Origin of the sequence: Companilactobacillus suantsaicola (genome assembly GCF_004745525.1) — a bacterium.
Taxonomy (GTDB): Bacteria; Bacillota; Bacilli; order Lactobacillales; family Lactobacillaceae; genus Companilactobacillus; species Companilactobacillus suantsaicola.
Genome location: NZ_RKLY01000004.1, coordinates 12,554 through 25,901, shown reverse-complemented (window position 1 = coordinate 25,901; position 13,348 = coordinate 12,554). Strand labels below are relative to the sequence as shown.

Here is a 13,348-nt window from a genome sequence, read left to right as displayed (position 1 = left end):
CTTACATGACTACTAACAATGTCAGTAATACATTCCTTTAGTAACATATTTACAGGAGGCACAGTCGATGGATGCCAGAATTCTAAGACGTTTAAAGCAATATGAATTAATTGAAGTAGAACAAAAAAAGACAAACCATCACGTGGATGATTTGCCTAATTATGCCGTCAGAAAAGAACCACAGACTGGTCAAATATTAAATGACTACTTTTTTCGTAATCGAGATGTTTATATTAGCAAACACAGTCGTTTCGCCGATTATCCGGAACATTCCCACCAATTCTTGGAAATGAATTACATGCTCAGTGGAACCTGTAATCAAATAGTCGACGGAAAACCAGTTCACTTGAATCAAGGCGACTTATTATTGATTGATGTTGGTTGCTCACATTCAATCAAACGCCTGGGCGAAAATGATTTACTAATTAATTTGTTATTTAGAGATAAGAATATCAGTATCAATTTTTTAAATGACATGAGTCGGACTAAATCGGTTCTCTATGAATTTTTAATCAACCGAGCGGCTGGTGAAAATAATTCGATCAAGTACATGCTTTTTGGAAAAAATGTCGATGACGACATCAACAAAACTATGGAAGATATCATCACCGAATACTATTCCAAACGAGAATTTTCAAATACCATCATCAAATCATATTTATCAATACTTCTAGCCAAATTAGTCCGCCACTATCACGTCTCTCCCACCACAAAAGATCCGCAACAGCAGATCATCATCAAAATTCTCAAAGACATTTCCCAAGATTATCAGAGTTTGAACCTAACAAAGTTGGCCAAAAAATACGGCTACAATAAGAATTATCTCAGCAATTTTATCAAAAAAGAGACTGGTTCAACTTTCAGCACTTTGATTATGAAACAACGACTAATTAACGCCCACACCTTAATAACCTCAACTACCATGCCAATTTCCGACGTAATCGATGCTATCGGTATGAAAAATCGAACCGATTTTTATAAAAAGTATCGAGAGTACTATCACAACAATCCTGGTGAGGAACGCTAAAAGGAATCTTTTTAAAATTTTGATAGTGTTGAATTGTCTTTTTCCGCTATTTTGAATTCAAAATAAATGAAAAACAGCATCTATTCCCGACGCACACAAGACTAATTTGTAGTCATTACGTCTTTATGAATAGATGCTGTTATTTTTTTATAAGAGAAGCTAATCAGTTCTTAAACAGAACTGAGCTCCATATTTAAATAACCAAAAATATCATCATGAATAGACCTTCCATTCGTAAAGAATAGAAAGCAGATAAAAAATAGATCCGTTATTCAGTCCGGAGCAACAAACTCGATTTGGGCTCAGTGGTGAAATTATTCTTAGCAATTTATTGCTTAGAATAAGGTCGAGCTTGAAGACAATTTCTGGTTTTTGAAATTGGCTCCAAGTCGGCCCACCACGTTCCAGCCCAAAATCGAGTTTGTTGCGGAGGACGGCATACTTCAACCACTCCTCCAACAAATCAAACTCTATTTTTCATTTTCACGATTCATTTCATCACATTGAATAATCAACTGATTCGTTTCTTTTGCTGGATCAAGTTTCATTGAATACTTGCGACCGTATTCAATCATCGTATGATGTGCTTGGTGTAATTCTTCTGGTGGCATCACACTAACGATTTTCTTCTCAACTTGAATTGGAGTAGCCTTTTGGTCAACAAAATGTAGCCGCTTTGAAATGGCAGATACATGCGTGTCGACCGCAAAAGTTGGTTGATTGAAGACATCGCTCAAAACAACGTTAGCGGTCTTTCTCCCGGCACCAGGAAGAGCCATGATGCCCTTTCTAGTTTCTGGGACAACGTCATTTAATTCGTTATGGACGATACCAGCTGTTTTAATAATGTTCTTAGCTTTGTTGTGAAATAAGCCAACACTTTTAATAATTTGTTCAACATCTTCTAATTTGGCATTCATTAAATCTTTTGGCTCTGGATATTTAGCAAACAAAATTGGTGTCACTTTATTGACCGAAACATCCGTGGCCTGAGCGCTCAAAATAACTGAAACTAAATATTGAAATGGTGTTCTGGAATCAAGCGATGGGCCAACTGGTCCAATATCTTCTTCCATCTGACGAATAGCCCAAACGATTTGTTCATCTTTTAACATTAGTATCCCAACTTCTTTCGACGGTCTTGTAATTGTTCTGCTGTCTTTATATTACTCTTTTCCCAGCTAATTAAAATCCGATCCATATATTTCAGCGAATAAGCTTGATTCAAGACCGCCTCGCGCAAAGCCAAACCGATCAATTCGATACTGTAATGGTCGTCGTCGATCCATTGATGAATTTGTTCTTGCTCAATCGGTGAAATTGGTCGTCCAAATTCAACCTCGATTTTTTTGAACAACTCTTCAGTATCTGACATCAATTTATTTTGCTTATCTGAGTCATGTTCTTGTTGCAAGAGATTTTTCAGACGATGATAAATTGGCGTCAACGAATAAATGTCACGTTGTTGATGATGATCAACGATAGTTTTTAATTCAATAACGCCTAATTTGATCAATCCTTGAATAATTGTATAAATGCTAGCCTCGTCCATTCCGGTATCGTCGGCTAAATCCTTAGCCATTGGGAAAGTGACGCCCTTTTGAGCATACATTGATAATCCTAAATAGACGATCAAATCCTGTTCAGTCATGCCCAGTTTATGGTAATTTTTTAAGATCAAATTGTTGATACTAGTACTGCCACTGTCGACAAATTGATTAAATACCGCATCCTCCATTAAATTCCTCCAATTAACAAAAAAAGCCCGAGAATCGTCTCGACTTTTTTTAGTTTGTTTTAAATATTATCGATAATTTGAATACTGTCACCAGTTCTAAAGTCAACTAGATTATAACCGATAGAGCCATTTTTCTTTTGGAAAGTGACTTCCCAAGTTGGCTTATTTTTGTATAGTCCTAAATTGATATGCAAAATCTTTTTAGCACCATAACGATCAGCTACACCGTCAATGATTGTTTGGCGAACTGGAGCGTTATTCTTATTAACTATTTCTGTCTTACCACTTTTAGCATTGATGATAATATAACGATACTTCTGCTTCTTCGTTAAGCCACCAACTGCATAATACTGTTTTTGGCGGGTGTAATTGCCGAAATAATCAGGTTGCACGATACCTGCTTTTTCTTGGGCGATATCATTAGCTTGTGATTTGGCACTGGAATAAGGAGCAAAAGAAAGGTTTAAATAAGTCAATACTGAGACAATTGCCAAGGCAATCAGAGATATGGTCAATAAAATTTTTGTGCTTTTAGTCATAATACTTCCTTTTCGTAGTTACAGAGATAAGTATAGCAATTTTTTATCAATTCAAAAACTCATTTATATCTTTTTTAATCGTATCCATATCCTCATTTACGACTGGTAAACCTTTTGGCAAAGAATCCAAGATAGTTTTACCGTAACTCTTAGTTAAAATTCGATTGTCTAACAATAATATCACACCACGATCGGTTGGTGTTCGAACTAAGCGACCGAGTCCTTGACGTAACTGCAAAATAGCGTTCGGCAAAGAATCGACCTTGAACACATTGAGATTTTGTTGCTTCAAAATATCTTGTTTAATTTTGACATCTGGTTGTTCAGGAGATTCAAAAGGAATTCGTGTCACAATCAAAATCTCGAGCATCTTTTTAGGAAAATCGACCCCTTCCCAGAAAGAATTAGCTCCTAAAAGAACTGAACGACGACCGATGGCAAAACGTTTTTTAATCTTTTCATTTGAACCAGTAACACCTTGAGCAAGAATTTCCCACTTCTCTTTAACGTCGGTTTCCATCAACAGTTGATAGACATTACTCAACGTATTTAAAGAATTAAACAAGATCATCGTTTGATGATCCATATTATCCAAGACATCAACGATATAACGTGTGACCATTTTGTAGTAGTCATCGCTAGTCAAGCTCTGAATATCTGGTAAATCAGCCGGCAAATAGATTTTACTGTTTTTAGAAATACTGTTCGTATCAGGTAAAATCACCATCTGATTGATCTGATTTTGATTCAATTGCGTATCCAAAATAAAGTGCGAGAAGTCTTTTTGAACCGTAATCGCTGCCCCAATCGCAAAAATCTGACTGAAACGTTGTGTGGTCTGATCAATCAAAGTATGAATATCAAATTGACGCCAACTGATTTTTAAAGTATTGACTTCATAATAGTCACGCATTTCAAGTTGAACGCCAAACTTTTCACCTTGACCTTGAAGAGCTTGAGCTAATTCATCTAAATTGATGATGACTGAACGCAATTTAGCATTTTCGATGGTCAAATTAGAGATGACTTTAGATAGTTCGACGGAAATAAAGTTCTTTTGGAAATTGTATTGATCAAACAAAGTCTCAACTCGATTAGAGATCAATGATAATTCAACAATCAAGTCAGACAACAGATCGAGTAACTTTTGATTATCCTTCCCAAAAGTATTATCGCTATCTAGTAGTGAAACAAACTCTTCACGGTCTTTAAACTTAACTTGATTTTGAATGTAGGAACCAAAAATATTGTATTCCAATCGTTGCATCAATTCGTCTACTGCTTGAAAATGAGTTTCCATCCCCTGCAAGTCTTGATAATTCCACAACTGAGTCGTAACTTCAGTGAAAGCATAACGAAGCGTGACACGATTCTGATACAAGATGTCACTAATTTTCTTAACATATTCGTTCAACTTCAAAAAATCAATTGTTGGCGAACTCGCATCCCGCAAGCTACCAGCAAAATGATTAGCTTCATCGATCACTAGATAAGAATTTTTACCCCAAAATGGACTGTCCAAGTGACGAGCCAAAAATGACTGATTAGTCACCAAAATGCGTGATTCCATATAGTGATTTTGTTGATAAAGCCAGAAATCATCCCGACCAAAGATCGTATTTTCTTTAGGTTCACCACGATGTCTAATAATGCTAAACAAGGGACTGTTGTAATTTGTTAAATGCAATTCACTCAAGTCACCCGTGGTGGTCATCGTCAGCCAAACCAAAATTTTCATCTTTAAAATAGCGGTATGACTGTGTAAACGGTAATTATCTAGTGCCTCATAAAAACGGTCCAAATCAATAAAATTGTAACTACTTTTAACTATTTCCGCATGATATTCGTTGTTCGTAACCGAATTCAACAACGGAATCGACTGATCGACAATTTGCTGCTGCAAGACTTTCGTCGTCGTCGCAATCACTAACTTTTGATTAATGTTAACTAAATAAGACAGTGGTAACAAATAACCTAGGGTCTTCCCGGCACCAGTTGGTGCTTCAATCAAATTCCACTTTTTGGTTTTATCACGATTTTGACTCGTATGATAAATGTTATCCATCAAATTAGATTGATTGACTCGATAATCGAGGATGCCATCAAGCAACTGTTTTTTGGCCTCTCGACTCTTAGGATATTTAGTTGTGTGATCGATTTTTTCACTGACATGGAAATCTTTTTTTCTTAAAATCAAGCCGTTTCGCTCATATAAATAAGCCGGTAAAACTGCCTGACGTGATTCTTTTTCACGCTCTTCTAAGATTGTCTTGAAAACTAGATTCGTTTCACGAATAGTATTTTTGCCAAATTTTGCCAATAATCGCAAAGTCTCTAGTGGTAATTGTTGAATCCGTTTGAGAATAATCAAGAACAATTCTGCGGTCACGTGTGCATCGCTATTTGCACTATGTGGATTTTTGTGAACGATGCTTAAATAATGTGTTAAATCTTGTAGTTTATAACTACTAATTGTTGGAAAAAGTATTTGCGATAATTCAACAGTATCGATTGCTTTGACATTGAGTTGGTTCATTCCGATACGTTTAAGTTCACGATTTAAAAAGGTCAAATCAAAATTCACATTATGTGCAATAAAAACTCGATTTTTTAAAAGTTTAAAAATATCAGGTGCAACTTCTTCAAATGTTGGTGAATCCAAAACATCTTCATCACTCAATCCCGTTAAAGCAGTGATTCGGTTAGGAATCGGTACTTTGGGATTTATTTTTTGATCATAAATATGCGTAATTTCACCATTTTCGATAAGGGCACAGCCGAATTGAATTATACGCCCATTGTCATGCCAATTAGAATTGGTAGTCTCTAAATCAACAACAGCGTAAGAATTTTTCAAATCATTCACCTCTCATCTTCATTTCTCTTGTAAATCAACAGCCTCATTAATCTTCAAGAAGTAAAGATATTTACCCACTACGGGTTTATTTTTAATCGCCGAAATCGCTTTGGCATACAAGTTGACTTGGCCAGAATATTTTTCGATCAATTCTGCCAAATTGCCATCACTAACATGATCTGTCTTGTAGTCAAAAATAACGATCCCTCGATTCGTTTCAATCACTCCATCAATAATACCATGAACTAATATTTTATCGTTAATAGAATAATCTTTGGAAGTGTTTTTAAACAATTCTTTAGCTGACATCAAAATTGAAACTGGATATTCACGACTAACATTTTGCGAATTCTCCACAATCAATTTTCCTAAATCACTTTGATAAAAGTTAACCAGGCTTTGACAGTCGATCTTGTCAGCTAATTCTTCAGTCAATAATTTTTCATTAACCAATTGATCTAATAATTCAGTAAAATCACTTAATTCCGGTGTCTTTTCAAGGCCAATCTTTTGCAAAACCAAGTGCGTGGCACTACCAACATCAGCGGCGGTCACTTGCTTAGTTTGGGTCAAAAATTTTGGTTTAGCAAACGAACCTAAATTAAAGCGTGACTTTTCTTCCAATAAATCTTCTGACATCTCCGCTTCATCAGGATCGGCAAACAAACCTTTGATTTCAGAAACTGATTGATAAGCAGTAGTATCAACTGACCCTTGATATTGATATTTGAAATCCAAAATGTCTTTGACAGTTTTCTTAAATAAATCAGACGGATCTTTTGGTGCGGTCTTAGGAATAATTATCTTATTCAAACCTTGGTCTTGAGCTTGGGGGTGAATCAAATTCAATTTCAAGAAACAAGCTTGATTCTCAAATTTATCTTCATCCAGTGGCACTCTTTGTTGGTCACTCAAGGTACTAATACCAACCAAATCTTGAAAACTCAAGGCTTTGATACGGATTGATTCATTGATAACGCCGGAATCTGGGGTAACGTTATCCCACATTTTAAAGGTGTCAGCAATTTCTTTGGTAAAGCCAAACATGATCAACTTTTGTTTAGCTCTGGTCAAGGCAACGTACAACAAACGCATTTCTTCAGAAATCGTGGCTAATTTTCTTTGGCTACTAATAACGTTTCTTTGAATCGTCTTATATTCTAGACGAGTCTGGTTATCGGTTAATGTAATACCAATTCCGTTATTAACGTCAAACAAAGTTGAACCTTGGAAGTCTAATTTATTGAACTGTTTTGCCATATCAAGATAAATCACAATTGGAAATTCCAAACCCTTTGAAGCGTGGACCGTCATGACTTTGACCGTATCATCGACTGCTTCGATACTGCTAGGCTGTGATAAGTCTTTGTTCAAATCCTGCATCCGTTGAATAAAATTAATGAATTGATGTAAACCTTTATAATTAGTTTCTTCGTACGCATCAGCTCGTTGATAAAGGGCGTGTAAATTGGCGGCACGCTGTTTACCACCAGGCATTCCGGAAACGTATTCCAGTAATCCGGTTTCTTGATAGATTTTCCAAATCAAACGCGAAATACTGTTTTTATTCGCAAATTCACGGTAATTTTCTAATTGAATCAGGAATGACTGCAATTTATTCTTAATCTCTGGCTTAGCATTTTCAGCAACTAAATACTCTTTTAGTGCCGTGAAATAATATTCTTGTTTATCGACTAATCTTATTTCTGCTAATTCTTCTTCGTTCAAATTCACGATTGGTGAACGTAAAACCGCCACTAGTGGTACATCTTGAAACGGATTATCGATTATTTGTAACATCGACATCATGATTTGTAACTCGGTCGTTTGGAAATAATTCTGAGCGTCGGTCACCATGACTGGAATATCAGCCTTGGCAAAATAGGAAATGACGTCGGTATTGTTTTCCTTAGTTCGCGACAAAATAGCAATGTCGGAATATTTCAAAGAACGCATTTCCTTTTTCTTACCATCGTAAATCTGGAAATCACTCTTCATCAAAGTCTGAATTCGCTTGGCCGCATTTTCAATCAACAATTGACGTTTCTCAACTTCTTCGTCGTCATTGTTAACGATTAAATTGAATTCATTTTCAGTGTCGACCTCTTTTGGAAAGTCAGTTCCTGGATCTAGCTGGGATTTCTTATCATAAACGATATCACCGATTTTTTTATCAAAATTACGTCTAAAAATTTGATTGACGAACAGGTCAACTGCTCGTGAAGAACGGAAATTCTTTGACAGTTGAATCAATTCGTTGGGATTATCTTCTTTTTGAAAATCATCGTATTTTTTAGCAAAGATGTACGGTGCAGCCTGTCGGAAACCATAAATCGATTGTTTAATATCCCCAACCATGAATAAATGATTGTTGTCATTGGATAACAACTGAATAATCTTTTCTTGCATCGCATTAACATCTTGATACTCATCGATCATCAATTCGTGGAACTTAGTTTGATAATAATCTAACGCTACCAAGTGGTCATCAACTGGCGTCTGTAAAATTTCAACTGCCATATGTTCCAAGTCGTTGAAATCTAGGGTATGACTATTAGTTTTCAGTTGGGCATATTCTTTGATAAAACCACGTTCGACTTCAACTAATTTTGTGACAATTTTTTGAGCGTCTAAGAGTGATTTTTCTAAATCAGCTTCGGACAAAACGTAAAAATCGTCAATTAATTTATCAAGTTGTTTTTTAACATTACCTTTGATTGTCTTGGCTTCCTCAACAAATGACAGGTCTTCGCCTTCAGTTTCGTCTTTTTTCAGACGTTTAGCGGCCATTAACTTCAGACCCATTAATTCAGTTCGAAGTTCTGAATAGCTTTTACCTAACAAATCATTTTCCAAATTTTCAACTGCTTCACGAGCAGCAATAAATGAAGCATCTAATGATTTCCAAGCTAGTTCATCACTGCCAGTGACATCAAGTCCTTGCCCAATCAAATCTAAAATTTGTTCCAGACGATTCTTGATTTGAGGAACCGCTTCATGACGATAGAAATTTGAATTTGAGAAGCTGTCGTCAAATTGGTAAGTCTTAACTAAGTCATCGAGCCATTTCTCAGTTTGATCATTAGTAATAGCAAAGTCGTACAACTTGAAAACCACGTCTTTTAAGGCGTCATCACTACGATCATCGGTGAAATTATCGGTTAAAGCTAAAAAGTCAGTATCTTTTTTGTCATAATACTTCGTCCGCAAATTATCGTAAGCTTGTTCTTTCATGAGTGATTGTTCAGTCACATCACTCAACAAGCGAAAATTAGGATCCAAGTCAATCACGTAATAGAATTTTTTAATAATACTCAAACAAAAGGCATGCAAAGTACTAATGTTTGCGACCGGAATCTTAAAAATTTGCTTTTGCAGATGGCGTGACACTTCTTGATCAGTTTCATTGATGGCTGCTTTGATACGTTTTAATAACCGCTCTTTCATCTCTAAAGCGGCCGCATCGGTAAAAGTTGCCACTAAGAAGTTATCAATGTTCTCACCATTTTTGAGCATTTCCAAAATTCGTTCGACCAAAATTGTGGTTTTTCCGGAGCCAGCAGCCGCGGAAACTAGGATGTCATGTCCTTGATGAGTAATTGCTTTTTTTTGATCTTCTGTCCACTCAGGCATCTTCTTCACCATCCTCTAAAATTGCTTGAATCTCTTTGATGACATCTTCCTTATGATAATTGACAATATCGTGATACTCATTTTCCGGCAGCATAGCGTCAAATTCAAAGACCGGACGATAATCACTGTACTGTAACCCAGTATTGCGACCATAGCGATAAGGATTGAGATTCAATTTACCAGAATAAATTTTTTCACCAGCCTGTTTGATCAAGTGCTGATTGTAATTAAGAATTTTAAAGAGATCTTGTTCAGTAACTAAATTGCCATCACTCTTCTTAACTACTGGCGAACTCTTAGCAACTGCCCCTTTTGAAGTTCTTGCCTGCAAATCAATATTAGCTAACAAATCTTCATCATTAAGCAATAGACCATTCAATTGGAATTCTTTGAAAACTTTATTTTGGACATCAGTTGGTAAGATTTTAGCATCAAAATCCTTTTTGTTGATCAAAGACTTATCGATTGGAATCAAAGGATTTTGAATGTGCTCGTAAAGCGCCCCACCAATTTTTGTATTACTTGATTCACTCAACAGATCCAAATTATTATAGACACTCTGAATATAAGTCGGCATCTGCATAGTGATACCTTCCAAAAATTGTGCAAAATCAAAGCTCTTATTACCAGACTTGTAATCAATGATCGTCAGATAAGTTAAATTATCTAAAATCATTTCATCAATACGGTCGATTTTTCCACGAACATTGATCTTATGACCACCAGAAATCTCATAGGACAAACCTGGGAGATCCTGTTTATGATTGAGTCGTCCAAAAGTAACTTCAGATTTTTCTGGTTCCGAATTGTTGCGTAAAAATTGCAATTTCATATTCTTCACTAGTTGGATCAAGGTAGTCTTCAGTTTGTCTGAGATGTACTGCATTCTAGTTGAAGTAGTAAAGATACGATTCTCTGGCAACAATAATTGTGAATCAAATAAATCACTAACTAAGTTTTCAATTTCACTATCTGCTAAATTGCGCAAGGAACGATTTGGTTCCTCGTGTAAGAACTTAACCAAGCTATCCAAAACAGCATGAAAGATTGAACCTGTTTGAGCAGGCGTAACTTCAAATAATCTTCTAGGCCGCAAGCGTAAGCCATACTTTAAGAAATATTCATACTCATTCATATAGAAAGTTTCCAGTTGAGAAATTGAAACATTGATGTTTTTACCATACAAAGCTTCAACCGTCGCTGGTTCAAGCGGATGTGGGATATTTTGATAATCAAGTGAACTCAAGGCAAAACTAGTTGTCGGTTCTTCATTTAAAAGAACTGAACGGACGTATTTCCAGGCATCAGGTAAATCACTCTTATTATCTAAAGCCGAACGGGAAACACGTATCAAGTAGTTTAAACTAGATGCTTTTGAACCTAAATATTTAATTACCTGGTCTTCACCAACATCACTGCTGACGGGATTCAAGAGAATATTTTGTTCATCCAAACGGAAATGATTCTTAATTCTAACAACGTAACTAGAAAGATCTTGTTGCTTATTGTCCTCGGTAAAATTAGGATAAGTAAAAATCAGTCGTTGAGAACTTGTTGTAAAGGTTAAATCATGTAAGAATGGTTCGGAATTATTCATCACTTCATCGGGTTCATTCAAATACTTGCCATCGGTGAATTCACCATTTAAAAATTGGCGTTCATCATCAGTCACAATATCATTTGAAACCGTCGTCCCAGGCATATTGTTAGTCGTTGCACCGAGAATAAACGTGATTTTTCGATCAGTTGGCTGAATCATCCCAATTTCTGAAATGCTAACGGAATCCAAGTTTGAAGGAATCTGCGAATAGGTGGCATTTTCAAAGGCCGCATCTAAGATAGCAATGAAATCTTTAGAGTTGAATTCTCGCTCACCAAAAACTGACACGTATTCGTCTAAGATTTGATTGAACAAGCCAACGATTTGTTCCGGTTGGTTGGCTAAAGTTAAATTATTATCTTCAGTAGCTTGTTTTTGCCAAATTAATAAATTATCAAAAACATGATTTTGTTCCAAAAAGTTGTATAAGAAACTGACACTCTCTAAAGAGGTATGTGACTGCTTTAAAAATTTAGCTAATTGTGAATAAATTTGACTGACGAAATTTTTAATAATATTCACTAATTCATATTCGTGAATTCTAATTTTATCGACGACGGGATCTAATTTCACCTCGGGTTGAAAGTCATTTCCTAACCAAGCTCGTTTCGTTAGTCCATTAGTCAAAGCGTAATTTTCTGCTAAATCGATTGCTTGGCGAAATCCTGGTAAGTCATCGCTGAAAGTTTCGGGAATCAATAGTTCCGTCCGCAATAAGCTGATAATGTCGTCGGTCTGCATCCCTTTATTGACGATAGCAAACAATAGATCTATCAGGCGTTTGAAAGGATGATTTGCCATCTTTTTTTGTAAATCAATGAAATATGGGACTTGATTATTTTCCATAAACGATTCGATAAATGAACCATATTCAGACAAGTCACGGGCCAAAATCAAAAAGTCTTTGTAGCGATAATTTTGTGTGGCGACCAATTGGCGAATATAGGTACTGATGGCAGAAACTTCGGTTTGTTTGTCAGTACATTTCCAAATTTGAACGGAATTTTGACTGTCTAAACCGCTCTTTTGAATCTTGCCCACACTTGATTCGATCCAATAATCCTCTAACTTTTGTAAATCCGGACTAACCCTACTTGCGTTCGCAAAAACATTTCGAGTAATTATTTGCTTTTGCTTTGCAAACTCGTGCAATTGCTGATATGTTTTGCCTGGACGATAATAAAATTCTGATAAATCATCATCTTTTAGAACAGGTTTTTCCATCACTAAAGAAATATCCAAACTGCCGCCATTAACTAGCATTGATTTGACTAAATTAGCTTCCGTGGCAGTAAAAGAAGAGAATCCTTCGATATAGAAGTAATAGTGGGAAGTGCCTATTTTAGTGTTGAGAAAATCAGCCAAAGCGTTTAATTGAAAATCATTAGTCTGATAGTCTTGGATGCGCTTCAAATAGGAATCATACATCAGATTCAATTCCTTGATCTTGTCAGTAAAGATTCCTTCTTGATTGTTATTCAAGGCTAGTTCGATATCATCTGGTTGCACTTGACCATTCATGAATTCATTGAACTGTGAAATCATTTGGTCGATGAAACCAGGTTTATCAATCATCCCCGCAAAAATTTTTAAGTCAGCTTTATTTTCAGCTACGATATCCTTGAGTAACATGGCCGATTTAGTCTGGCTCAAAGTTTCTAAGTTGTATTCACTAGTATCACGTAAGAAGTACCACGCTAAACGTGAAAACGAGAACGTTTGAACATTGTGCGTTGCCGCTAAAGTTTGATTATCTTTCTCAAAGTGTCTGAGAATATTGACTTCTGATTCGAATTTTATGTGATTCGGTACTAAAAAGAAAAATTGCCCTTCTGGATCTTTTTGATAATCTGTTGAAAACAGTTCCATCATCTTCTGATGGTGGTCAAATTGATTTTTACCTAGTACAAAATTTAATGTCATTATTCTTCACCCGCAAAAATTTTATCATAGT

7 protein-coding genes are annotated in these 13,348 nt (G+C 35.9%); 1 reads left to right on the top strand and 6 read right to left on the bottom strand.

Features of this window, described 5'->3' with window-relative positions:
* Positions 1-67 precede the first annotated feature (67 nt).
* Positions 68-1,027 (top strand): helix-turn-helix domain-containing protein, encoded by a 960-nt coding sequence (locus tag EGT49_RS02325; RefSeq protein WP_135371356.1) that lies wholly within the window; start codon positions 68-70, stop codon positions 1,025-1,027.
* Between the two features lie 470 nt (positions 1,028-1,497).
* Here EGT49_RS02325 and EGT49_RS02320 read toward each other — a convergent pair whose 3' ends face one another.
* The 6 genes from EGT49_RS02320 to EGT49_RS02295 are packed head-to-tail and all read right to left on the bottom strand — an operon-like array spanning position 1,498 to position 13,317.
* Entirely contained in the window at positions 1,498-2,142 is a 645-nt protein-coding gene (locus tag EGT49_RS02320; RefSeq protein ID WP_135371355.1) for an endonuclease III domain-containing protein, read from the bottom strand.
* On the bottom strand, positions 2,142-2,765 hold the full coding sequence (locus EGT49_RS02315) for a DnaD domain protein (protein WP_135371354.1): 624 nt from the start codon (positions 2,763-2,765) through the stop codon (positions 2,142-2,144). Before EGT49_RS02315 ends, EGT49_RS02320 begins: the two co-directional genes overlap by 1 nt.
* Before the next feature lie 59 nt (positions 2,766-2,824).
* Entirely contained in the window at positions 2,825-3,304 is a 480-nt protein-coding gene (locus EGT49_RS02310) for a DUF5590 domain-containing protein (protein ID WP_135371353.1), read from the bottom strand.
* Between the two features lie 46 nt (positions 3,305-3,350).
* Entirely contained in the window at positions 3,351-6,170 is a 2,820-nt protein-coding gene (locus EGT49_RS02305) for a helicase C-terminal domain-containing protein (protein WP_246013781.1), read from the bottom strand.
* A 9-nt stretch (positions 6,171-6,179) separates the two neighbouring features.
* The gene (gene addA, locus EGT49_RS02300; RefSeq protein WP_135371351.1) at positions 6,180-9,794 is read right to left on the bottom strand and encodes a helicase-exonuclease AddAB subunit AddA; all 3,615 of its coding nucleotides are present in this window, start codon (positions 9,792-9,794) and stop codon (positions 6,180-6,182) included.
* Positions 9,787-13,317 (bottom strand): PD-(D/E)XK nuclease family protein, encoded by a 3,531-nt coding sequence (locus EGT49_RS02295; protein ID WP_135371350.1) that lies wholly within the window; start codon positions 13,315-13,317, stop codon positions 9,787-9,789. The genes addA and EGT49_RS02295 overlap by 8 nt, the downstream gene beginning before the upstream one ends.
* Positions 13,318-13,348: the final 31 nt, after the last annotated feature.

Excerpts from the sequence above, each read along its gene's own strand:
- EGT49_RS02325 (WP_135371356.1), top strand. The coding sequence starts at position 68 with ATGGATGCCAGAATTCTAAGACGTTTAAAGCAATATGAATTAATTGAA.
- EGT49_RS02320 (WP_135371355.1), bottom strand. The coding sequence starts at position 2,142 with ATGTTAAAAGATGAACAAATCGTTTGGGCTATTCGTCAGATGGAAGAA.
- EGT49_RS02315 (WP_135371354.1), bottom strand. The coding sequence starts at position 2,765 with ATGGAGGATGCGGTATTTAATCAATTTGTCGACAGTGGCAGTACTAGT.
- EGT49_RS02310 (WP_135371353.1), bottom strand. The coding sequence starts at position 3,304 with ATGACTAAAAGCACAAAAATTTTATTGACCATATCTCTGATTGCCTTG.
- addA (WP_135371351.1), bottom strand. The coding sequence starts at position 9,794 with ATGCCTGAGTGGACAGAAGATCAAAAAAAAGCAATTACTCATCAAGGA.
- EGT49_RS02295 (WP_135371350.1), bottom strand. The coding sequence starts at position 13,317 with ATGACATTAAATTTTGTACTAGGTAAAAATCAATTTGACCACCATCAG.